Source organism: Streptomyces sp. ADI95-17 (assembly GCF_003846175.1).
GTDB classification, from domain to species: domain Bacteria; phylum Actinomycetota; class Actinomycetes; order Streptomycetales; family Streptomycetaceae; genus Streptomyces; species Streptomyces sanglieri.
On the sequence record NZ_ML123054.1, the window covers coordinates 158825 to 181797 of the forward strand.

General features: G+C 67.5%; 21 protein-coding genes and 1 pseudogene. 10 read left to right on the forward strand and 12 right to left on the reverse strand.

Features of this window, described 5'->3' with window-relative positions; translation table 11 throughout:
- The first annotated feature begins 101 nt into the window (after nt 1–101).
- Together EES42_RS41115 and EES42_RS41120 are read left to right on the forward strand one after the other, a co-directional pair.
- A complete protein-coding gene (locus EES42_RS41115) occupies nt 102–1670 on the forward strand; it encodes an MFS transporter (RefSeq protein ID WP_124723320.1) in 1569 nt (522 codons plus the stop codon).
- Nucleotides 1667–2296: a TetR/AcrR family transcriptional regulator gene (locus EES42_RS41120; RefSeq protein WP_241196907.1), complete on the forward strand. Its 630-nt coding sequence runs from the start codon at nt 1667–1669 to the stop codon at nt 2294–2296. Before EES42_RS41115 ends, EES42_RS41120 begins: the two co-directional genes overlap by 4 nt.
- A gap of 149 nt (nt 2297–2445) precedes the next feature.
- Here EES42_RS41120 and EES42_RS41125 read toward each other — a convergent pair whose 3' ends face one another.
- On the reverse strand, nt 2446–3051 hold the full coding sequence (locus EES42_RS41125; protein WP_124723321.1) for a MepB family protein: 606 nt from the start codon (nt 3049–3051) through the stop codon (nt 2446–2448).
- A 149-nt stretch (nt 3052–3200) separates the two neighbouring features.
- On the opposite strand from EES42_RS41125, the gene EES42_RS41130 reads away from it, so the two are divergent.
- Nucleotides 3201–4040, forward strand: a complete 840-nt coding sequence (locus EES42_RS41130) for an alpha/beta fold hydrolase (RefSeq protein ID WP_124723322.1) — start codon at nt 3201–3203, stop codon at nt 4038–4040.
- Nucleotides 4041–4094: 54 nt separating this feature from the next.
- Here the strand turns inward: EES42_RS41130 and EES42_RS41135 are convergent, their stop codons facing one another.
- Nucleotides 4095–4649 carry an NADPH-dependent FMN reductase gene (locus EES42_RS41135; RefSeq protein ID WP_124723323.1) on the reverse strand — a complete coding sequence of 185 codons (555 nt, stop codon included), beginning with the start codon at nt 4647–4649 and terminating at the stop codon, nt 4095–4097.
- 153 nt (nt 4650–4802) lie between these two features.
- Nucleotides 4803–5150 (reverse strand): hypothetical protein, encoded by a 348-nt coding sequence (locus tag EES42_RS41140; protein ID WP_124723324.1) that lies wholly within the window; start codon nt 5148–5150, stop codon nt 4803–4805.
- Between the two features lie 201 nt (nt 5151–5351).
- Between EES42_RS41140 and cpt the strand changes: the two genes are divergently transcribed.
- The gene (cpt, locus tag EES42_RS41145) at nt 5352–5885 is read left to right on the forward strand and encodes a chloramphenicol phosphotransferase CPT (protein ID WP_241196908.1); all 534 of its coding nucleotides are present in this window, start codon (nt 5352–5354) and stop codon (nt 5883–5885) included.
- 247 nt (nt 5886–6132) lie between these two features.
- Here cpt and EES42_RS41150 read toward each other — a convergent pair whose 3' ends face one another.
- The 5 genes from EES42_RS41150 to EES42_RS41170 all read right to left on the reverse strand — a co-directional run bounded on the left by EES42_RS41150 (nt 6133) and on the right by EES42_RS41170 (nt 11701).
- A complete protein-coding gene (locus tag EES42_RS41150; protein WP_124723325.1) occupies nt 6133–6612 on the reverse strand; it encodes a GNAT family N-acetyltransferase in 480 nt (159 codons plus the stop codon).
- Between the two features lie 147 nt (nt 6613–6759).
- Nucleotides 6760–7668 carry a hypothetical protein gene (locus EES42_RS41155; RefSeq protein ID WP_124723326.1) on the reverse strand — a complete coding sequence of 303 codons (909 nt, stop codon included), beginning with the start codon at nt 7666–7668 and terminating at the stop codon, nt 6760–6762.
- A 392-nt stretch (nt 7669–8060) separates the two neighbouring features.
- Nucleotides 8061–9398: an MFS transporter gene (locus EES42_RS41160; RefSeq protein WP_206433860.1), complete on the reverse strand. Its 1338-nt coding sequence runs from the start codon at nt 9396–9398 to the stop codon at nt 8061–8063.
- Between the two features lie 202 nt (nt 9399–9600).
- Entirely contained in the window at nt 9601–11058 is a 1458-nt protein-coding gene (locus EES42_RS46975; protein WP_241196917.1) for an eCIS core domain-containing protein, read from the reverse strand.
- A 331-nt stretch (nt 11059–11389) separates the two neighbouring features.
- A complete protein-coding gene (locus tag EES42_RS41170) occupies nt 11390–11701 on the reverse strand; it encodes an ArsR/SmtB family transcription factor (RefSeq protein WP_124723327.1) in 312 nt (103 codons plus the stop codon).
- Nucleotides 11702–11951: 250 nt separating this feature from the next.
- Here EES42_RS41170 and EES42_RS41175 point away from each other — a divergent pair, with 250 nt between their 5' ends.
- The 4 genes and pseudogenes from EES42_RS41175 (at nt 11952) to EES42_RS41200 (ending at nt 15907) form a co-directional block, all read left to right on the forward strand.
- Nucleotides 11952–12341 (forward strand): hypothetical protein, encoded by a 390-nt coding sequence (locus tag EES42_RS41175; protein ID WP_241196909.1) that lies wholly within the window; start codon nt 11952–11954, stop codon nt 12339–12341.
- Between the two features lie 175 nt (nt 12342–12516).
- Entirely contained in the window at nt 12517–13662 is a 1146-nt protein-coding gene (locus EES42_RS41180) for a hypothetical protein (protein WP_346775444.1), read from the forward strand.
- Nucleotides 13663–14269: 607 nt separating this feature from the next.
- Nucleotides 14270–15038, forward strand: a pseudogene (locus tag EES42_RS41195) (DUF6879 family protein).
- A 17-nt stretch (nt 15039–15055) separates the two neighbouring features.
- Nucleotides 15056–15907, forward strand: a complete 852-nt coding sequence (locus EES42_RS41200; protein WP_124723329.1) for a helix-turn-helix domain-containing protein — start codon at nt 15056–15058, stop codon at nt 15905–15907.
- 52 nt (nt 15908–15959) lie between these two features.
- Here the strand turns inward: EES42_RS41200 and EES42_RS41205 are convergent, their stop codons facing one another.
- Together EES42_RS41205 and EES42_RS41210 are read right to left on the reverse strand one after the other, a co-directional pair.
- Nucleotides 15960–16172, reverse strand: coding sequence for a DUF397 domain-containing protein (locus EES42_RS41205; protein ID WP_124723330.1), 213 nt, complete (start codon nt 16170–16172; stop codon nt 15960–15962).
- Nucleotides 16172–17017 carry a helix-turn-helix domain-containing protein gene (locus EES42_RS41210; RefSeq protein WP_124723331.1) on the reverse strand — a complete coding sequence of 282 codons (846 nt, stop codon included), beginning with the start codon at nt 17015–17017 and terminating at the stop codon, nt 16172–16174. Before EES42_RS41210 ends, EES42_RS41205 begins: the two co-directional genes overlap by 1 nt.
- Nucleotides 17018–17239: 222 nt before the next feature.
- Between EES42_RS41210 and EES42_RS41215 the strand changes: the two genes are divergently transcribed.
- Together EES42_RS41215 and EES42_RS41220 are read left to right on the forward strand one after the other, a co-directional pair.
- Nucleotides 17240–17875 (forward strand): ATP-binding protein, encoded by a 636-nt coding sequence (locus EES42_RS41215; protein ID WP_124723332.1) that lies wholly within the window; start codon nt 17240–17242, stop codon nt 17873–17875.
- A 241-nt stretch (nt 17876–18116) separates the two neighbouring features.
- Nucleotides 18117–19043 (forward strand): YDG/SRA domain-containing protein, encoded by a 927-nt coding sequence (locus tag EES42_RS41220; protein ID WP_124723333.1) that lies wholly within the window; start codon nt 18117–18119, stop codon nt 19041–19043.
- Nucleotide 19044: 1 nt separating this feature from the next.
- Here the strand turns inward: EES42_RS41220 and EES42_RS41225 are convergent, their stop codons facing one another.
- Entirely contained in the window at nt 19045–22185 is a 3141-nt protein-coding gene (locus tag EES42_RS41225; RefSeq protein WP_124723334.1) for a DUF3427 domain-containing protein, read from the reverse strand.
- A 95-nt stretch (nt 22186–22280) separates the two neighbouring features.
- Nucleotides 22281–22790, reverse strand: a complete 510-nt coding sequence (locus EES42_RS41230) for a GNAT family N-acetyltransferase (protein WP_124723335.1) — start codon at nt 22788–22790, stop codon at nt 22281–22283.
- Nucleotides 22791–22973: the final 183 nt, after the last annotated feature.

Genomic DNA, 22973 nt, shown 5'->3' on the forward strand with positions numbered 1-22973 from the left:
GTGTCCTGCCCCTGCGCCGCCCGCCCGGCGCACCGTCGCGACCCCCTCCCGCACGTCGCCCCCGCACGACGCCCCAGCCGCCGAGCACCGTACGGAGAGCCATGCCAGCGGACATACCTGCCCCGACCACCGGCACCACCACCGCCGCCGCCGAGGCGCCGCATCCCCGCTTCGCCGTCGGTGTGCTGGCGTTCTGCGGTGTCGTGGTCGCGGTGATGCAGACGATCGTCGTCCCGCTGCTCCCGCACATCCCGGCCCTCACCGGCGCGAGCCCGGCCGCCGCGAGCTGGCTGGTCACCGTCACCCTGCTCACCGGTGCCGTCTTCACGCCCGTCCTGGGCCGGGTCGGCGACATGTACGGCAAGCGGCGGGTGCTCGTCGCCTCGCTGCTGGTGCTGGTGGTGGGTTCGGTGCTGTGCGCGGTCAGTTCGCACATCGGGGTACTGATCACCGGCCGCGCCCTGCAGGGCGCGGCGCTCGCCGTCCTGCCGCTGGGCATCAGCATCCTGCGCGACGAACTCCCGCCCGAGCGGGTGCTGTCCGCCGTGGCGCTGATGAGCTCGACGCTCGGCATCGGCGCGGCGATCGGGCTGCCGGTCGCGGCCCTCGTCGTCGAGAACTTCGACTGGCACACCATGTTCTGGGTCTCGGGTGCGATCGGCGTCATCGACATCGTGCTGGTGCTGTGGTGCGTACCGGAATCCCCGCTCCGTACCCGTGGCCGCTTCGACGCCCTCGGCGCGCTGGGGCTGTCCGGGGCCCTGGTCTGCCTGCTGCTCGCGGTCACCCAGGGCGCAGACTGGGGCTGGACCTCGGCCCGGACGGCCGGCCTGCTGGCGGCGGCCGTCGTCGTGGCGCTGATCTGGGGCGCGTACGAGCTCCGGGTGGTCTCGCCCATGGTCGACCTGCGGGTCTCGGCCCGCCCCGCGGTCCTGCTCACCAACATCGCCGCCCTGCTGATCGGCTTCGCCTTCTACGCGAACTCCCTGGTCACCGCGCAGATGGTGCAGGAGCCGAAGGAGACGGGTTACGGTCTGGGCGCCTCGCTCGTCGTCAGTGGCCTCTGTCTGCTGCCGGGCGGCGTGATGATGGTGGTGCTCTCACCGGTCTCGGCGCGGATCTCCGCGAAGTACGGCCCGAAGGTCAGCCTGGCGCTGGCGGCCGGGGTGATCGGCTGCGGCTACGTGGTGCGGTACTTCACCAGCCACAACCTCTGGCTGATCATCGGGGGCGCGACGGTCGTCGCCTCGGGCACGGCCATCGCGTACTCGGCACTCCCCGCGCTGGTCATGCGCGGCGTCCCGGTGAGCGAGACCGGCGCGGCCAACGGCCTCAACACACTGATGCGGTCGATCGGGCAGGCGTTCTGCAGCGCGACGGTGGCGGCGGTCCTCGCCAACATCACGTTCCGGGTGGGCGGCAGAACGGCCCCGACGCTCCACGCGTACCAGCTGGTCTTCCTGATCGCGGCGGGCGCGGCACTGGCGGCGCTGCTGGTCACCCTGTGCCTGCCGGGCGGCCGTACCCCCGCGACGGGAGCGACGGGATCTACGGGCGTGACCGGCGAGGCGGGCGGGACCGCCGGGGCGGGTACCGTCGAAGGGAACCGCGACGTCCCGGGGGACCGGAAGGACGGTGTGCGGACAATGCCGATCCAGGAGGGCGCATGATCAGCGGCCAGGCCACCGCACCGGCCCCGTCCTCGGCCCGGACCCCGGCGCCGGCCCCGGCTTCGGCCGCTGCCCGGTCCGCCGCCGACCCGGGCAGCGGCAAGGGCGCGATCCTGCGCGCCGCCCGCCGGGCGTTCACCCAGCGCCCGTACGCCGAGGTCACCATCAGGGGGATCGCGGCCGACGCCGGAGTGAGTCCGTCCCTGGTGGTCAAGCACTTCGGCCGCAAGGAAGAACTCTTCAACACCGTCGCCGACTTCGGCCCCGCCGCCGCCGAACTCCTCGACGCGCCGCTCGAAGCCCTGGGCCGCCACATGGTGGTGACACTGGTGAACCACCGCCGCGAACTGCAGTCGGACCCGCTGTTGCGCGTCGTCTTCTCGCTGGGCAACCAGGACGAACGCTCCCTGCTGCGCGACCGCTTCCACGAACAGGTCACCGACGCCCTGACCGCCCGCCTCCCCGGCCGCGAACGCGCCCTGCGCGCCGAACTGATCGCCGGCCACCTCCTCGGCCTCGGCGCCACCCTCAGCCTCCACCGCGAGGGCGCCGGCGCGGACGCCACCACCGAACACATCGCGGACCTGTACGCGCCCGCGCTGCAGTCCCTGATCGGCGGTGCCTGAATCGGCAGTCGGACATGGATGGTCCGGGCAGGGGTACCCGGAGGACTACCGCTGACCGCCCGCCACCGTCACGGACGGCAGACCGTCCACTCCCGTCAAGGGAGGCAGACCGTCCACTCCCGTCACGGACGACAGACCGCCCACCCCCGTCAAGGACGGTAGAGCGCCCGGCACCGGTCCGGGTCGGCCGGCTCGCCGTCCGGGACCGGCAGGAAGTACTCCACCTGCCACTTCTGCGTACGGCCGGCCTGGCGGTTGGTCGTCGTCACCCACGGCGGATAGACACGGAACCCACGCTTCCCGCCGACCCCGGCCGTCGACACGATGTCCCGCTCGCGGAGCACCGCCCGCGGAAACACGAACTGCCCGAAACCACCGGCACCACTGATGCCATCGGTGTCACCCGCGTCACCCGCGTCACCAGTGTCACCGGTGTCGCGGGTGCTGATGACGAAGAGGTCGACGGGGTCCCCGGAGTCGTAGGGCCGGATCGGCCCGCCGTCGGCGGACCGCTTCCACACCGTCACGAACTGGCCGACCTTGGTCGGGGTGGTCCGGGCCACCCGGAACCTGACGGCGGAGCCGTCCACGGTGAACCCGTGCGCCCCGTACTCGGCGCTCTCGGCCTCGGGCACCGGCCGCGAGCACACGAGCCCGCTCGGGTCGTAGACGAGCGCCTTCGCCGCGAGGAGATCGGGGTGAAGGGGTGCGCCGTCCGGCCAGGGCGCCGGCCGAGGATCAGAATGTGCTGCCATTTCACCCATTCTGTCAGTGCCTGTCCCGTCGTTGCGCCCCGGGCGGGGAGCCCATCGGGCGATGAGTTTCCCCGACGGCCGGAGTCCTACCTCTGTCGAACACAACGGCACCGCGACCGCGGAGCGCCGATCAAGGAAGGACCACCGGCATGACCGCCACCCACACCCTCCGGGTTCCCGGCGCGCAGCTGCACTACGAGGTACGCGGCGCGGGACCGCTCCTGCTGATCATGGGGTCGCCCATGGAGGCCGAGGCGTTCGCCTCGCTGGCGGACGCGCTCGCGAGCGACCACACCGTCGTCACGCACGACCCGCGGGGCATCTCCGGCAGCACTCTCGACGACCCCGACGAGGACACCCTGCCCGACCGGCGGGCGGACGACGTGGCGGCGATCCTGGACGCGCTCGGGGCCGATACGGCCGATGTGTTCGGGAGCAGCGGCGGCGCGGTGACCGGGCTGGCACTCGTCGCCCGGCACCCCGACCGGGTACGGACGCTGGTCGCGCACGAGCCGCCCATCATGGAGATCCTTCCCGACGCGGCCGAACAGCGCGCCAAGACCGAGGCCATCATCGAGACCTTCCACAAGGAGGGCCAGGGCGCGGCATGGATGAAGTTCATGGCCGTCGCCGGATTCGTGACCGAGGGCGGGGAGAGCACGGAAATCGGTGAGGGCGGGGAGGGCGCCGCCGACGGGCCGTTCGGCGAGCCCACGGAGCAGGACCTCGCCAACGGCGCCCGCTTCTTCGGCCACGATCTGCGGGGCACCGCCCGCTACGTACCCGACATCGCCGCCCTGACCGCCGCACCGACCCGGGTCCTGGTCGGGATCGGCGCCGACTCGCAGGGCCTGATCACGTACCGGACGTCCACCGTGCTGGCGGAACTGCTCGGCACCCGCCCGGTCGAGTTCCCGGGCGACCACGCCGGCTTCCTCGGCGACCCGAAGGGCTTCGCCGACGCACTGCGGAACACACTGACGAGCTGAGAACGGGACGAGGACGGAAGCGGGGGAGGCGGGGCGGTCCGAAGCCGGGGCCGCCTACCCCCGCCCGGCCTCCGCGGCCCGCCCCGTCAGCAGCCCGAGCACCCGCCCCAGCTGCTCGCGGGCGCCCGGATCGGTGATGACCCCGTCCGGACCGACCGTGTTGCGGTCCACGGAGATCCGTACGCAGGCCGGCTCCACGATGTCCGCGCCGGTATAGCCCAGCACCGTACGCAGTGTGGCCTCCGCGCCCTGACCGCGCCCGGGTGCCGCGGCGTTCACCCAGGCGGTCGGCTTGTCGCAGATCTCGGTGCCGCCGACCGTCCAGTCCAGCAGGTTCTTGAACGCCCCCGGCAAGGTCCCCGCGTACTCCGGCGTACAGACCAGAACGGCATCCGCCCCGTCGATGGCCGCACGCAGCTCCGCCACCGGCCGCGGCAGCGGATCCGTGTCGTCGTCGGGATTGAAGTGCGGGAGCGCCGCGAGGCCGCCGTAGAGAACGGTCCGTACCTCCGAGGCGGCCACGGCCTGCGCGGTGCGCAGCACGGTCTCGTTGGAGGAGCCGCTGCGCAGGCTTCCGGACAGCAGAAGGATCACGGGTGGTGTGGGCATACCAGCTCAACCTCCGAAGCCCCGGAACTCATTCCCGCACACGCCCCCGTACACGCCCCCGTACACGCCCCTGGCACGACACCACCCCGGCACGGGCGCGGGGCGGCTCGTACCGGGGTGGGGGTCGCGTGGTGCGTGCGGCTTGCGACGGGGTCAGCTGAAGACGACCGAGCGGAGCTTCAGCCGGCTGCCGGCGTGGCCGCCGTGGGGCCGGAGGGTGAAGTAGTCGCCGTTGCAGTCGGGACCGGTGAAGACGGTCGCGCTGGAGTCGGTGAAGTTCTGCGGGGTGTGGGCGGGGTACGACGAGTTGGGGTCGGCGACCTCGGGCAGCGTGATGCACATCCGGCTCGGCGGGTCGAAGAGGAAGCCCACCCGTGGCGAGCCGTCGAGGCCTGAATATGTGTACGAGAAGTCCCCGGTGGCCGCGCCGGCCGAGGCCGGCACGGCGACGAGCAGCGCGAGCGCGCCGAAGGCGGCAGCGACGGTGGAACGAAGACGCATGGAGGGAACTCCTTGTGCGGGGGGTCGGAAACGGCCCAAGTCTGAGCCGTTGACCTGCGATTTCGGCCCCATGTGGGGCTCCGTCACCCGGACGTGAGCTGCTGAATCGGTTCTGCCGACGGCCATGCGGGTCATGCACCGGTTCCACTGTGTTGACCGAGGTGCCCGACTGCCCCCGCTGCCGGGTTTTACTGTGGCTCGATGAAGACCCAGATGATCGTGCTCAACGGCGGCTCCAGCTCCGGAAAATCAGGCATCGCCCGGTGCCTCCAGACGGTATTGCCGGATCCATGGCTGACGTTCGGGGTCGACACACTGGTCGAGGCGATGCCCGCGTCCATGAGCGAGTCGGACGCGGGCATCGAGTTCGCCCCGGACGGCGAGGTGGTCGTCGGCGCGGAGTTCCGTACGTTGGAGACGGCATGGATCGAGGGTGTCGCCACGATGGCCCGGGCCGGCGCCGGGATCATCGTGGACGAGGTGTTCCTCGGCGGTGCGGAGTCCCAGCAGCGGTGGCAGAAGGCGCTCGACGGACTCGGGGTGCTGTGGGTCGGAGTCCGGTGCGAGAGCGCCGTCGCCGCTGCCCGTGAGATCGCGCGGGGCGATCGCGTACCCGGCATGGCGGCAGCACAGGCGGAACTGGTCCACCGGGGTGTGACCTACGACCTGGAAGTGGACACGACGCGGAGCGAGCCCATCGAGTGTGCGCGGATCATCGCAGCTCACATCGTGTGACGGGGCTCGGCCCACCATCCCCACTGATCATTTCCGGCCACAGCGCGGCGCTTCACCGCACGATGCACCAAAGCGCACATCGCAGCACGGCACGGCGCACGTCACGGAATGGCACACGTCACGTCACGGCACTGCGCACCCCGGCATGGCACACGTCACGGCACTGCGCACCCCGGCATGGCGCACGTCACGTCACGGCACTGCGTACCCCGGCATGGCGCACGTCACGGCATGGCGCACCATGGCACTACGCGTCGCCGAGCTCCAGCTCACCGACGACCTGGTCCCCGCTCGTCTCCCCGGTCAGCCGGAACCCGAGCCTGAAGTAGAACTGTTCGGGCCCGTGCTCACCGGGAACCCAGCTCACGGTCGCACGCGTCTGTCCCCGCCGCCGGATCTCCTCGCACACCGCTTCCACGGCGAAACGGCCGTACCCCCGGCCCTGTTGATCGGCGGCGATGTTCAACCGCCAGAGTCCGGAGCGCAGCCTGTTGTCGTTCGGATCGTCCGGGTAGAAGCGGACGTCGAAGAAGGCCATGACGAAGCCCACGAGCTGATCGCCGTCGAGGATCAGCCGTGGCCAGGCGATGTCGGGGGTCGCGTAGGCCTGGGCGAGCGACCAGGCGACCGGCTTCACGAGTCCGTCCTGGTCGGGCCGTACTTTCAGTCGGCAGGCGGCCTCGACGTTGTCCGCCGTGATCTTTTCGAGTCGCAGTGATGAAGACATGCGCGCAACTTATAGACGGATGCGCCGCCGCATCGAACGGATATCCGCCTTCGCCGACCCTGCCGTCGCCCGGTCCGCAACGCCGGGATGCCCGGCGCCGCCGGAGCGGCGGAACCGGGCATCCAGTGAACTCCCCTTGCAAGAAGGTCAGTTCGCGGGGGCCTGGTAGAGGCCCCGGCCGGCGCGGTGGGCCCGGGAGGTGGCGACGAGCCGGTCCAGGGTGCTGCGAACGGTGTTGATGCCGTTGGGGGTGAGCTCGCGCCCCAGGGCCTTCGTCACGTCACGGGCGCGGACCGGCTTGTTGCCGGCCTCGGCGAGCACCTTCATGGTCAGCTCGGTGAGGCTGCCGCTGTCGTCGACGGCCGGTGCGGGGGTCGACGCGGTCGCGGTGGACGCGGCCTTCTTCGGCGCGCGGGCCTTCGCCGGCTTGGCGGCCTTGGTCGCCTTGGCCGGTGCGGCGGACTTGGTGTCCTTCACCGTCCGGGTCGCCCTGGTCGCCTTGGTCGCCTTGGCGGGCGCGGCGGCCTCCGTGTCCTCGGTGCCCTTGCTGTCCTCGGCGTCCTTGACCTCCTCGACGGGCTTGGCGGCGGCCTTCTTGCTCTGGCCGCGCTGAGCCCTCGGCTTGGCTGCGGCCTGCTTGCGGCCCTTGGGTGCGGCGGGCGCCTTTCGGGCGGTGCGGCGCGCGGGGGTGGTCGCCGCCTCCTCCTGCGGGGCCTCCGCCTGGGCGGCGGAGTCCACGGAATCCTGCGCCTGCTGCGGAATCCGGGCAGCCGGAACGCTCGCCGCCCCGGCCTCGGCGGCCGCTGCGCTCTCGGCCTCCTCGGCCTTGACGTCCTCGGCCACGTCGGCAGTCGCGGTGGGCGCGGGGGCAGTGGCGGGGGAGGCCGACAGGGCGCGCAGTGCGGTCAACGCGGTACGCACCGACTCCAGGCGCTCGGTGACGGTCGCGAGTTCCTTCTCCAGGCTCTGCTGGTGCTGCTCCAGTCGCGGAAGTTCCGCCTCCAGCAAGGTAGTTGTGGCATCGATGGTGACCAGTGTGTTGGTCTCGGAGGTCATGTTGTCGCCCTTCTGTCCCGGCCGACCGTTGGTGACCGATGTATCGCAGGGTAAGGGGTGTTGTGTTGTGGCCGGAAATCGCCTCTCGGTAACGAACTGTTCAAGCGGCACCACCGCACTGGCCGCCAGTCTCCCGAAAGTCCTGGCCCTGTGCCCAGCAGATGGCGTGGGTGGCACTCGTTTGGCGGCATCCGTCACTGCGTGGCAATCGCATCCCTCGCTCAACTCCACTGCGCGAAAGGGACGGAACAGAGGTGTCCCCCGACTCCGCCGGGGAGTCGGGGGACGAGCAGTGCAAGGAGCGAAAGACCGAAGGGGCGAGAGACTGAAGAGGCGAGAGGCCGAAGGAACGTGGGGTCGAAGGAACGTGGGGTCGAAGGGGCCTGGGGCCGTCAGCCGTTCTGGCTCACCGGCGCGGACCCGTTGGGATGACTGATGCCGGTCGCCCCGGCACCCCCGGCACCCCCGGCACCCCCGGCATCCGCGGCATCCGCGGAATCCGCGGCACCCCCGGCATCCGCGGAATCCGCGGCATCCGCGCGCTCCGGCCGACCGGCCTTCGTCGCGCTTCGCTCCCCGCCGCGTTCCAGCCTCAGCCGCAGGCCCATGACGAGCAGCGCGGCGATCGCGAACCCGGCTCCGACCCAAGGCAGTTGCCGGGCACCGTGCTCCGCCAGGACCCAGCCACCGACGGCGGTGCCCACGGTGATGCCGAGGTTGGAGAACGAGATGAAAAGGCTGTTGCCGAACTCGGGCGCATCGCTCGCGTCTCGTCCCAGCCAGCTCTGGCTCACGATGAGGCCGCCGGAATGCACGGCGCCCCAGACCAGGACCGCCGGAACCATCGGGGCGAACAGCGGGCCGACCGCGTAGAGAAGGACGTAGACCAGCAGGCACAGGACCGGGTAGGCGACCACGGTCCGGATGACACTGCGTCGCAGCAGGCTGCCGAAGGCGAAGTTCCCGAGGATCATCACGATGCCGAACGCCATCAGCATGGCGCTGACCCACGTACCGCCCATGTGCGTGACCTGACCCAGGTACTCCGCGAAGTAGCCGTAGACCGAGAACATCGCCGCGAAGACGAGCACGACCGACACGATGGTCAGCCACATCCGGGGCCGCTTGAGAACGCTCAACTGCGCACCGTACGAGGTCCGCCCGCCTTGCCCGGCCGGCATCGACGGCACGAACCGCAGAATGCCGAGGAAGGCGATCAGGTTGACGAGCGCACCGAACCAGAAGGCCGACGACAGGGACAGATGTTCGGCGAGGTACGAGGTCAACGGCACACCGAACGCGAAGCCGACGGTGACCCCCGCGAACACGGTCGTCGTGGCCCGGGTCGCGTCCTTCGCGGGTACCAGCCGCGCGGCGGTGGCGAGCGCGACCGCGAAGAACACGGGATGGAAGAGCGCGGGAATGACGCGGAAGGCGAGCATCACCTCGTACTGCGTGGTGAGCGCGTAGACGGCGTTGGAGACGGCGAACACCGCGATCGCGGCGGCGAGCACCTTCTTGCGGTCGATGCCGGAGGCGAGCAGCGTGGTGAACGGCCCGGACACCGCGATGACCAGGGCGAACACTCCGACGAGCCAGCCGGCGGTGGACGGTGTGACGCCGAGTTCGGCCGACACCTGGGGGAGCACACCGACCATGCCCATTTCGGTGGTGATGATCCCGAACACGCCGAGGGCGAGCACGAGGACGGTGAGGGAGGTCTTTCTCATCGGAACGATCAGAACCTTTCAATAAATCTAGAAAAGTAGATGCATTGCATCGTGGGGATGGGTTGCGCCGTGGGGATGGGACGCCCGGCCGGCCCCGGCCCTCGGCCCGGGCGTCACGTATCGACGGACACGTGACGCAATACAAGGGGCGAGGCGGAGGCGCGGGCCGTGATCAATGAGTGGCCGGTCGGTCGATTTGCTGTCAAGTTCCCTGGCTCTGTTGCCACTTCGGGAACACCGAGGTCAGGAACGCCTCGCCGCGGGACGCACTTCCCGTGGAGTAGTTGCAGGAGAACGAATCGGGCCAACTCGGGTTGAACTTGAGCAGCATGACCGTGGCGTTGCTCTGGGCGGTGGCGGCGTCGACGCCCAGCTTGTCCATCATCCAGTCGAAGACGGCGTTGCGACGCTGCTCCTCGCGGACGACCGCATCGCCGCCGCCCTTCACCCGGCCCGCGGCGTTCACGATTCCCGCGCGCTGCATGTCCTCCTTGAAGGAGATGCCCATCTGCTGCCAGTTCCCCTCCCACATGGCGCGGTTCGCCGCGGCCTGCTGCTTCAGCTGGTCGGCCTGCTGCTGTGTGAGGGGCGCGGCATTGGCGTTGGCCAGTTTCATCCCGGCGATGACGGTGGGGTCGAGCGACAGGTAGACGGACTCGCCGAACTGCGGGAACAGGGCGTCCCAGCTGGTCTTGTTCAGGACGTGGCCCTCGCTGGCGGTGGCGGTGATGTCCACGGCCCCGATGGGATTCCCCTGTGAGTACAGGACGTAGTCCGGCCGGGTGGAGCCGAACGTCACCTGCGTGGCGAAGTACGTCCCCGCGGGAAGCGTGGGCCGTCCGGCGCCTTCCAGGCGGGCCTGGGCGACGGATTCGATCGCGTAGCCGAACTCCTTGGAGATGCCACCGCTCCGGCCGTTGGCATGGAAGTCCTGCCAGACCTCGACCCAACGCTTCGTGTAGCCGTCGTAGTCACTGAGCGGGCCCAGTTGCGGGGCGGTGGTCACGTAGTTGTAGGCCCACTCCACCGCCCTGTCGACGGCCTCGAAGAAGCCCTCGAACAGGGCCGTTTCGGCTGTGCCCGGGGTGCCCTTCTTGATCTTCACGATGCGACGCTGCAACTCGGCGTCACCGCCGACGTGTGCCCTGCCCGCCGGCTGTTCCGAGGCATGCTCGACGGACTGCACCGGCCCCGCGAGCGCACGGGAGGCGTTCGCCTCGGCCTCGCGCTCGAAGCGGTCACCGGGGTCGGAGATCCGGAGCCCGGCCCCGTTGTCGGTGCCCGGGACCGGCCCCTGGCGCTGCTGGATCACATGGGTCAGCTCGTGGGCCAGGGTGTGCCGATCGCCACCGCCGGCACCGAGCACGATGTGACTGCCCGAGGTGTACGCATGGGCGCCCACCTCCGCGGCGGACGCGCGGGCGGCGCTGTCCGTGTGCACACGTACGTCGCCGAAGTCGGCCCCGAGCCGGCTCTCCATCTCCTGCCGCACCGCCCCGTCCAAGGGCCTGCCGGGCCTCCGCAGAACGTCGTGGACCGAGGAGCGCTGGACGGAAGCCTCGCCCTCCTGCCCCTGCCGGAGCATCCGCAGGACGACCGCGTTGCCGACGCTCCGCTGCAGAGGGGAGAGCGACGGAGCCTGCGCACCGTCGACGCGCATCGACGGCGCCGCGGACGCGCCTTCCCGAGCGGACAGCTCGTCCTTCCGGCTTTCGGACTTCCGGCTTTCGTTCTTCCGGCTCTCGATGTCCGAGGCCGAGACACGGGCTCGCAAGTTCGCTCCTTCCGGCAGTTCTCGTCGACAGCGATACAAGGTGCGGGCGGTGGCGGGGGAGCGGACATCGGCAGGGACACGGCACAACACCGCCCGCCCAGAATGTCAGCCCACCCGGCCGCGCCGACAGACCCGGGAGGGAAGACCTGGGGGCATTCCTCGTGCCCCCTTCCCGCACCGGGCAGTCTCGGCCCGAGCCGGAAGGGGATCGCGCGGCCTACAACTCGTCACGAACGTACGCGGCGAACTCGGCGATCACCGGCTCGTTGCGCCGGTAGTACGTCCACTTGCCGATGCGCTCCGAGACGAGCAGCCCCGCGTCCTTCAGCGTCTGCAGATACCCCGAGACCACCGACTGCGCCAGCCCGGCCCGCTTCTGGATGTCACCGACACACACCCCGATGTGGAATCCGAGCCCCTGCTGCCGGTAGGAGTCCTCGTCGAAGAACTTCTCCGGCTCCCTCAGCCACTGCATGAACTGCAGCCGCGCGGGATTGGCGAGCGCCTTGTGCACGGCCAGGGGGTCCATTGGTTCGCCTCTCCGAAGGAATGCATCTAGTTTTCGCGATATGTAGCGCCAAGTCAAGTCGAGAGACCCCCACCAGGTCAGCCACGGAGGCGCCGGCCGACCGGAGGCCCTGGGGCAGAAACCCCCGTCCCAGGCGCCGGCCCGCGACTAGGGTCGCTCAGGTCTCAGACGACACACGGCCGCGCGACAGGCCCCACGGGCTTCACGCGGCCGACCAGAATTCCCCGCCGGCTGCCGCAGACGGAGCCCCGTGACACGCACCGCACACCACGTCCCCCCTTCGCGGGCCACAATGACCTACGCCGACGGCCCGAACCTGCCCTGGCATTCGGTGACCCTGGGCGACCTCCGGTACAGCACCCGAAGCCTCACCGAGGCAACGTTCCAGGCCCGCAGGCCCGTCCCGCAGATCATCCGCCGCCGGGTCGACGTCTACCGCTTCCCCCGCCACAACCGCGACCGAGGCATCTCGCGCGCCTCCACCCTGGAAGAACGCCGATCCCGCCAACGCCTCCGCGCCCAGACAGGCCTCCTCCGACGCCTGCTGAACACTCCCACCGGTGAACTCACCCTCGAAGCCGCAGACACAATCGAAATCCCCCCGCCGAAGCACCGGCACGGCACCCTCTGGCAGGCCTGACCGGGCAGCGGGGGCTCGGGGGTCTGCGTTGCGGAGCGCCCGCGCGGGGCGGCCGAACCGGCGCCTGCGGCCACGGCAGCAACGGACGACGTGCGGACACGCCACATCGTCGCCGCGGCAGCAGGTGCGGCCAATATGGCGATCGAGGCGCGAAGTCCCGTACACGTGGCGGGACATGGAATCGGTGCTGTACGGTGACGAGGTCATCACGCTCTGTGTGCCCGTGTGTACATGGGGCGGCCCCCGGCGGTGCGCCAACACCAACCCGAGGGCCTACACCACCAGTGGGAAAGAGCCACCGGAAATGTTGCGTCATGCTATCGCGCCGTCCGCGCGCTATACGAAGGCATCGCACGATGTCGTACGCCACCCACGCCTGAGCAGTGACGCGAAGATCCTGCTCCTGTACGTACAGGGCCTCCCGGATAACGCCGCCTTCCAGCCCTTGGGCGAACTGGCCCGGAAGCTGGGTATCAAGGGCCGCGCGTACCAGAAGGCGAAGGGACAGCTCGTCGAGTACGGGTACGTCCACGAATGGCGAAGCCAGGGCGACGGGGGACGCTGGATCACCGAGCAACTGGTCGCGAACAACCCCCTGACGAGTGAGCAGGCTTGCCACGCGCGGGCAACCCCGCCCGCCGCCTCTCCCGTAGCCTTTCCCGCAGCCCGGTCCACGGCCCCGCCCGCCCCTCGGTCACCGAGTACGCACTCTCCGACGGTCGGCACGCCGATTGCCCCGACGGCCGGTGGCTATGAACCGGTAGAAGACCACAGTGATAAGACCACTCCCCACCCACCCTCCGAACCGGAGCGGCCGGCCGCGACGGCGTCCCCGGCAGCGGATCCGACCCTGCTGGCCCGAGCCGAGCGAGTGCTGCTCTCCCTGCGCCACTCCCGCCGCGAACTGCACCTGGGCGTACGCGAGGCCGCGCAGCTGGCCGTCGAGGCGGTGAAGTGGCTGGAGCGCGGCCTGGGCGAGTCCGACCTTCGCCAGGCCCTGCTTGCCGAACGCCCGAAAGAAGGCGTGCGCTCGGCGGTCGGCTTCCTCCGCTACCGCCTCGCCCAGAAGCTTCCCGAGACCCGCGCCGTCTCCTGGCCCTACGAGCCCGTACGCCCCCGCGAGCTCGTCGAATGCAAGGGCCCGGGCGAGAAGCACACCTTCCGCCCCTTGCTGGACGAGACGGAATGCACCCCGTGCCGCCTGAACGCAGCGAACGTCGTATACCCAGCAGCCCCATCCTCGGAGCCCGAGCATCTGCCGTGGCGAAAGCGCTTCGCAAAGATCAACACGACATCGGCGGCCGCACCGGGCGTGGGCTGATCATGTCCTGTCCGCATCGGGCAGGAAGCCGACCGAGACCTCACGCGCGCATGACCACAGCAAAAGACGTGCGGACGCGCCGGAAGCTCTTGTGCCCGCTGAGGCCGGTGTGGCGCATGCATTCCACATCGACGCTCGCGGAGTCCGTCGAAGGTTCCGCGGCCCAGTTGCACCAGAGACATCCGGCTTCGAATGTGGTGCCAGTGTCGGGGTGCTCAGTGATGCGATGCGGCACGTAGCGGTACGCGGCGTGCAGACGGACAGCTGTCACGGATGCACCCTGTGGTGTCGCCGCAGTTCAATATTGCAGTCGGTGACCGTTGACCAGTTGCCCGACCCGGCAGCCTCCTGGCGTTCCCGTGCGAGTGCTCTGCACACATCGCATCCGGGGGTGGGTTCGGGTGCCGCGAGGGGGCTCACCACGTGAACCGGCGCAGCCATCGTCGTCCTGGGATTACTCACGAAAGGAAAGCTATGCAGGTGCAGTTGGAGGGACGAGCTGATATTCACGAATATTCTCGCGACGGTGCCAGCCATGCATCGACATTCCTGGATGGTGGCGGCGATCCTGTGATCCGGAGCGGTTCCGCGCGAGAGGCAGGTCGAAATGGCACGCAGACTGCGGTTCAACGGCACAGGTAGCGGCGGCACGGGATGTCCGTCCCTCCACGAGGATCTCGAAAGCCGCGAAGTCATCGTTCACGGACCGCCGCTCAGCGATCCAGAGGACGTGGCCCAGCTGCATCACCTGTCGGAAGGCGAAGTGGCCGTCGTTGTGCCGCGCGAACTCTTGGTCGACTATGCGCCGAGGGACGTCACCCGCGCGGCGAGGATCATCGACCTGGACGAGTTCGAGAACCTGTTCAGGACGTTCAAGCACACGGCATGGCGGCTGGAGACCCGGCGGCGCTACGCAAGCGACGAAATCACAGACACATACCGCCAGTTCGCCGAGACCGGCAGCGTCGACTGGGACCTTGAAGACCCGTACTGCGCCATGATCCGAGCTCAGACGGAGCAGGGAAAGCGGGTCGAACGAGTCCGTATCGCCGACGACCCGACGACCCGACGACCCGCCGACCCCCGGCCAGCTTTACCTCCTCGACAACGCGAAGCGGAACACCGTCATCGGCGAGGACATCAGAAGTCTGCGGAGGGCCGACGCGGCACGGCTCGGCCTGCCGGAAGAGGACTTCTGGATCTTCGACTCGCGAATCGTGGCATGGTTGAACTTCGACCCCGACGATCAACTCGTGGACGTCGAACTCATCACGGAGCCGGCAGAAGTGGTGCGCTGCTCCCTGACCCGTGACGCGGCATGGCACCACGCACTCCCGCACGAGATGTTCGCGGCCGGTATCAACCGGCTCGGCTGAAGGCATGCGCTGAACCGGTGAGTACGGACTATCAACAGGCACGGGCAGCCCTGGGCGCCAGGCTCCGGGAGCTCCGTGCCACGTGCCCAGGTGGGCCGCTCACCGGTGCAGAATTGGCCGCGCGCCTCGGATGGACGCAGTCCAAGATCAGCAAGCTGGAGAACGGCCGGCAGACAGCTTCCCCCGAAGACCTGAAGCTGTGGGCCGTCGCAACCGGCTTCCCGGACGTCTACGACGAACTGCACGCCCGACTGCGGGGGTTCGAGTCGCACGTACGCTCATGGCGACGGCAACTCGCCTCCGGCCACCGCCCGGTGCAGGACACCTGGAACGAGCTGGTCGCAGGTGCCACGACCATCCACGAGTGGGAACCGACCATGGTGTCGGGCATGCTCCAGACGGCCGACTACGCGCGCCACGTGTTCCTCAGGTACGCGGAGCTTCAGAACTCGGTCCGAGACACGGAAGAAGCCGTCCGCTCCCGAATGAAACGGCAGGAGTGGCTGTACCGCCCGGGCAAGCGACTTCACGTCCTGATGTGGGAAGCCGCGCTGCACACCTTGATCTGCCCTCCCCACGTACTCGCCGCCCAGCTGGACCGCCTGGCCGGCGTCATCGGCATGGACACCATCCACCTCGGAATCGTCCCCCTCCACGCAACAGTGAAGGTCCCTCCGGCCAATGGCTTCTGGTGCTTCGACGGTCGCCTCGTGGTAACCGAGGACTGGCACGCCGAACTGTGGCTGGACGACACCGACACCATCACCACGTATCAGCGCGCGTGGCAGGCCCTGAGCGAATCCGCCGTGCACGGCTCCGAAGCCCAACGCACGATCGCCCAGGTCCGCCGGAGCGTCGACGTTCGCTGACGTGCCCTGCAGCTCGCTTGGCCCGACTGCTACCAGAGGGCGCCATGCCTGGTCACGAGTGCACTGCGCACTCCCCGGACGCAGAGCTTCGCAGGCCTCGTACGAACTCGGTCCAGGCGCTTCGTTGCACAGTCAGCCGAGCCCCCCGAGGTTGCTTCGAGTCGCGCACACCGATGACCGACGCCAGGTCGGCGACCTCGACGCACTCCGTGCCACTTCCGCCGCTGTACGACGACTTGAACCAGTGTGCTTGTTCGTGATCCATCAAAGCTCTCCGCAGACTCGATTCAGGAACGTGGCAGACAGATCGATATCCAACGCCTGTGCACGCAGGTACTCGAACGCCAACTTATAGCGCGCAAGTTCCTGCGTCTTCTCCATGAAGAGGCCACCACCAATGATGTCCACGTACACGACGTCAAGCTCGGGTGCGGGGCCACCAAGGACGACGAAGCTACCCACTGCTGCCGCGTGGGCGCCTGCTTCGAACGGCAGTATCTGCACAGTGATGTGCGGTTGAGCGGCCAGTGCACACAGGTGCTTCAACTGCTTGCGCATGACGTCGCGGCCACCCACGATGCGCCGGATGACTGCTTCATCAATCACCGCCCAGATGTGTGGTGGCTCGGTCCGAGCGAGAAGTTCTTGCCGCTTCATGCGGATGTCCACCATGTGGTGGATCTCCTGGTCAGTGCATCGCCTCTCCGAGGCGCGATGTACCGCTTCTGCATACTCGCGCGTCTGCAGCAGACCAGGTACGTACATGCAGGCGTAGTGGTCCTCGCTCACCACCTCGTCTTCGAGGGTCAGCATGAGGTTCATCGACTCGGGAATCGGGTCGGCCAGTGACCGCCACCAGCCTTGGATTCGAGCTCCCTTGGCGAGCTCGACCAGCGACGAACGCTCTTGATCCGATGCGCCGTATTCGCGGCAGAGGGCGTCGACGGCTGGCCACTTGACCGTGCCCTCCTTCGTCTCGTAGCGGCTCAAGGTTGCCTTGGAGATGCCAACCCGAGCTCCTGCCTCTTCCAGAGTGAGGCCTTTGTGCTCGCGGAGGCGGCGCAGATCTGCGCCGAGTTGGCGTCTGCGGGTGGTCGGTCCAACTGGCATGGCTTTGATCCCTCGTGTTGATCCTCAAGAGCGTGCATCGTGTGGAGCGCATTGAGCAAGACAGCGCACTTCGGGGGCGCGCGGCAGTTGGTGTGCTCCCGCGAGCGCCGATATGGGAGTTCCATTTTGAGAGTTTCACTGACAGTGTGAGAGGTGTTGGGTGCGCAGAGTGACTATCTTGCAAGTGTAGGAGTGAGTGGCTTGAGTGAGTGTCGTTTCGGGATGGACAGAAAGGCGTGGGACCTGGCGTTCCTGGCTGAGGCTGAAGAGCTCGCCGGCCTGCGGCGAGTGATGCGATTGCACCTGGAGCTCTGGGGCCTGCCGGAAGTCGTCGATGCGGCGCAGATCTGCGTTACGGAACTGGTCTCAAACGTGGTTACGCATGTGGGCCCCGGAACTCCGTGTTGTCTAGCCGTGTCGATGAATGGTGGTCGCCTTCGCGTCGAGGTGAGCGATCCCGACCTGCAGGGGCTTCCGACGCTCGTCGCAGCGGCGGAGGGGAGTCAGACGGGGAGGGGAATGACTCTTGTGGACGGTGTGGCCGATCACTGGGGCGTCATCCTCCGCGGTGATTCCAAAGTCACCTGGTGTGAGTTGTCTACCGGTCTTCAGTCATCAAGTGATCACGTTCACGGCCCGCAAGTTGCCAAGGCGGAAGCCCTATTGGGACTCTGCGGGCTCGGTAGTGTCCCGGCGAGCGCGCGTCGCGAGCGGCTGAGTCTGGCTTTGGGGAGGGAGCTGGCAATCGACCTGATCGTCGATCTCCTCCACTGGTTCCGTGCCCATGGCTGCGATCCGGACGAGGCCCTCGACTGCGCACAAACGCACTTCGAAGCTGAGGTGGCAGGTTCAGCGTGAAACAACGCCAGTCGCTGAACTCGATGAAATCGCTCAGGAGCTAGATGGCCTGGAGGCCAGCTGCGAAATCCGAGGCTCGGTGTCAGGCGGCGGGCTCGCAGGTGCCGTAGAGGTGGGGTGGGGTCGCTCACCCTTCCGTGGGGCACCGGCAAAGTGGTTGCTTCGGGACACCGATCGATGGGAAGTGGCCATGATCGGCCGAAAAGCTTGATCGAACGCAAGTAATCGGCAGCATGTTCGCATGTCGCCATCGAAGCCCATCTATTTCGGCCCACCCCCAAATGTGAGCGAGGGGCAGCGGTTCCGAACGCACGATGCCCTGTACGCGGCAGACGTGCATCGGTTTCGGGGTCGGGGGATCTCGGGGACGTCACATGAGGGCGTTGACTCGATAGTTGCCAGTGGCGGTTACGCCGGTGACGAGGACTTGGGTGACACCATCATCTATACGGCCCAAGGGGGGAAGCCGGACGATGACGGGCACCTCACGGAGGATCAGTCCCTGACTGGGGTCAATGAGGGCATGCTGATCAACTATCGGGAGGGGCTACCCATCCGATACGTACGGGGGCTTGGGATCAGGCGGGGTAAGGCGACCGAAGGGTACGTATACCGTGGTCTGTACCTCGTTGAGGATTACTGGAATGTGCGCACTGAGCGCGGGCACCTCATGTGGCAGTTCCGCCTCGCGAAGTCCTCGGCCGGGGAGCGTTGGGGCGTGGACGAGGTGAGCGACACACCTGCGGATGACCAAGCGGACCTGGCTCGGCAGGTAGCAGCCGCGAGGTATGTCAGCACCCAGCGGCTCGTGCGCAACACTCAGGAAGCTCGCACCATAAAAGCTCTCTACGACAACACCTGTCAGATGTGTCGTATCCCAGTTGTGGTCGACATCAATGGTGCGAGGTACAGCGAGGGAGCGCACATACATGCGCTAGGCAGGCCACATGATGGTCGTGACGTCCGTAGCAATATTTTGTGTCTCTGCCCGAACTGTCATGTTCTCTTCGACAACGGGGCACGCCTCATCACTGATGACCTCAAGGTCGTAGACACCCTCAACCGCCGGGTGCTCGGCGACCTCTACGTGGAGCGGGAGCATCAGATCGACACAGCCTGCCTGGGGCAGCATCGATCTAGATGGGCAGATCGCTCGGAGAACCTTTAGATCAACCCGCAGCGATTGCTGAGTAGGTCCACACGTCGGCTGGCATCTCGTGGAGGAGCTTCCAGATGATGCCCATGGGCTTGCTGCCCTTGTGCTCGACGTACTCGGCGGAGCCAAGGAGCATCCACGGCTGAGGTCCGCCGATGTCTGTCTTTTTGTAGCGGCGGACGAAGAGGAGGACGTGGGTGCCCTTCTCTTCGTGGGTCTGGTAGCGGATGCCGGTGGGGGACGTCTCTGAGGTCTGGTTCTGGGACTCCCAGTGGAACAGGTGCTCGTTCCGTGCGTAGTCCTTGTAGCGAGTCTCCGGGGAGAAGTCCTTCTCATCCTTTTCGAGGGTGATGAGCAGTGCATCGGTTTGGATGTTCTCGCACCACTTCACACCTTCCCGGAAGTGCCCCGGCATGAAGCCGCCTACGTAGGACTGGCCGAGCGCGGGAAGGATCTCTTCGCGGCTGTACGAGGCGTGCACTGACAGCGGCAGGCTCGCGTGCTCGCCGAGCAGCGGGACGGGTACGTGGTCGGCCTGGTCTAGGACGTGAGCGAGGACCTGGCGGAGTTCGTCGCGGAAGGCGTGCTGCGGGCGGAGGGTGTCGAATCCCTCTTGGTAGCTGCTGAAGCCGCCGCCCAGTGGCCACAGTGAGAAGAAGAACATGCGGGCGAAGGCCTGCTCTTGTTCGCTGAGCTCGCTGTACGCGGGGGCATCGTCGATGAGCAGCTTGCCGTACGCGGCGACTCGGAGCGGGTCGTCAACGTGGAGAAAGGCTGAGATGCGTTTCAGCAGTGAGGGTTCTCCGTCTGGCCCGGACTCGGGGAGAAGCTTTGCCCGGCGGAGCAGGCCTGTCCATGAGTTTCCGTTGCCCCGGTACAGCTCCTTGAGCTCGCGACGGCTCTCCTGGAGGTAGCTAGCGAGTCGCGGTTCGGCGTAGTCGGCGACCTCGCGGGCAAGTTGTGTGACGTTGACGCTGATCTGACTGCGGATGTTGTCAATGATCAGGTCCTTGGCCTTCGACTCAAGGATGATCTGGCAGCCAGATGGCAGCTGCGGGAAGTCGTGCTCGATGTTGGTGAGCAGACGATTGCGGGTGAGGTTGGTCAGCGCGCGGAACTGTTCCTCGAAGCGGAACTCCTTGCGGTGCTGACCGATGAAGTCCAGGACGGTGAGGACCGCCTTGTCCTCGGTCCGCCGCAGGCCTCGTCCCAGCTGCTGGAGAAACACCGTGGCGCTGGAAGTGGGACGCAGAAGAAGCAGGGTGTCGACGTCAGGGATGTCGAGGCCTTCGTTGAACAGGTCCACAGAGAAGATGACTTGGAGCGTTCCTGCTTTGAGCTGGTCCAGGGACTCCTTACGCTCATGGCGTGGGGTCTCACCGGACAGGGCCACCGCGTTGAGGCCGGCTCGACGGAAGAAGTCGGCCATGAAGACTGCATGTGCGACTGACACGCAGAAGCCCAAGGCGCGCATCGATCCCGGGTCAGCAACCTTGTCCTTCACGGCTTGCACGACGAGCCTGGCTCGTGCGTCATTGCCAGTGAAGAGGTTGCTGAGGTCCCCGGCGTCGTACGCTCCACGCTTCCAGGCGATTGCGCTCATGTCAGTGTTGTCGGTGACGCCGAAGTAGTGGAATGGACTGAGTAGGTCGTTCTCTAGAGCTTCCCAGAGGCGCATCTCTGCGGCGATCCGACCGTCAAAGAACTCGTCCTGGATGTTCAGTCCATCCATGCGCTCCGGGGTTGCAGTGAGTCCGAGGAGCTCCTGCGGCTCGAAGTGATCCAGGATTCTCCGGTACGTCGGGGACGTGCCGTGGTGGAACTCGTCGATCACGATGACATCGAAGTGGTCTGGAGCGAGGCGGTCTAGCACACGTGAGTTGAGCGACTGAACGCTACCGAAGACGTGCGTCCAGTTATCGGGGATCTCCCCACCGACGAAGAGTTCACCGAAGTTAGCGTCGACCAACACGTTCTGGTACACGCGCAGAGACTGTTCCAAGATCTCCTTGCGGTGCGCGACGAAGAGCAGACGCGGATCGCGGCCTAGCGTCTGCCGCAGGCGCTTGAAGTCCAAGGCTGCCATCACGGTCTTGCCCGTTCCGGTCGCTGCAACGAGGAGGTTGCGGTGCCGGTCGTGGATGATGCGTTCCACTTCGAGGCGTTCAAGCATGTCGCGCTGGTGAGGGTAGGGACGAACCTCAAGCCCAGAGAGTGTGATGGCGGTGCTTCCGTTCCGGCTGGACCCGCCAGCCTGTGCGAGCGCTTCGTCGAGTCGTGATGCATCGCTGTCGGGGTCGTATGGCTCGAAGGAGCGCTCGCTCCAGTACGCATCAAATGTTGCCTCGAACTTGCGGATGACCGCGGGGGTGGCGACCGACGAGAGCCGCACGTTCCATTCGAGCCCGTCGAGCAACGCAGCCTTGGACAGGTTCGAGCTGCCTACGTACGCCGTATCGAAGCCACTACTGCGACGGAAGAGCCACGCCTTGGCGTGTAGACGCGTCGAGCGAAGCTCGTAGTTGACCTTCACCTCAGCACCGAATTCACGGACCAGGCGGTCCAGCGCACGACGCTCGGTTGCTCCGATGTAGGTAGTGGTCAGCACGCGGATGGGGATACCACGCTCGCGCGCGGAGGAGAGCGACTGCTCAAGGACTCGGAGTCCATGCCACTTCACGAAGGCGCAGAGGAGATCAACGCGGTCTGCTGTGGCCAGCTCGGCTCGCAGTTCGAAGCCCAGGCTCGGGTCTTCGGGGGAATTTGTGATCAGTGCTGTCTCGGAGAGGGGCGTCGCCGGGCGAATTGCGTACACACCAGGAGCTTCTTGCTCTGCGACTGCGAGCAGTTGTCGCGGGCCTTCGAGGACGAGATCGACCCACTCGGTCGCGCCTTCGATGGTGCTGAGCGAATCCAGGATGTGGTTCGCAGCAACTACCTGCTCCGCAGGTGAGAGGCCCTGGAGAACCCTTCGTACGACGTTCGCGATGTGTCTGGTCAGCACGGTTGGCGCAGATTCAGCGCCAACCACCTCGTCGATGGAGCGCCAGCCCGCGGAGCCGAACTGCTTCATGCGATCTTCGAGGCGTTGGGTGATCAGCGTCTCGTACAGCCCAGCGACCGGGGCCGCGTTGCCTGCCATCTCGTTGGGCATGACGGAATCCCCTCATCTCACCAGCTACGCATGCAGTTGTATCAAGCGGGACTGACAAACCACCGGCCGCCTGCGCCCTTGCACTGGGGTGGCGGCTACCGGGCCCCGTCCTTGGGGCCTCTACTCAAGTCCCGCACATAGCCCAAGCCCGGCCGCCCGCTCAGCTGTACCTCTTCTCCCGTCGGGACGAAACCCGCGCGGGTCAGGACCGTGCGGGAGGCCGTGTTTTCGAGGGCGGCTGCCGCGCGGAGGGTGGTCAGGCCGTACTCCGTGGCTGCCAGGGTGCAGAGGTGGAGGACGGTGGCCGTGGCCAGGCCGCGGCGGGTGGCCTTCTCGGCCACGCGGAAGCCCAGATCGGCGGAGCCGTCCGCGATGTCGACCAGGTTGAACCGGCCCAGCACCTCTCCGTCCGGGTCGACCAGCAGGTGGAAGTGGCAGATCCCGGCGGCCTGTTCGGTGAGCCGGGCGGTGAGCTGGGCGGCGAAGTCGGTGAAGTAGGCGTCGCCCCGGTCCGGTACGGATGCGGCGAAGTACGTGCGGTTCTCCTGCTCGAAGGTGAGCAGGGCGGGCGCGTGGTCGGGGCGGAGGCGCTGGAGTTCGGGCATGGCAGAACCATATGGACTTCGGGCCGTCGGGTGGATTTCATTTGTTCGCGGGGCTTCGGGAGGGGCAGTGGTCACCATGCTCGTCCTCCCCGCGGCAGCGGCAGCGCAAGCTGCCGCCGCATCAGCATGCGTTGGTCGCCCCTGTGCATCTGTGCAGGCACGCGCCCCCTCGCGCAGGCAGCC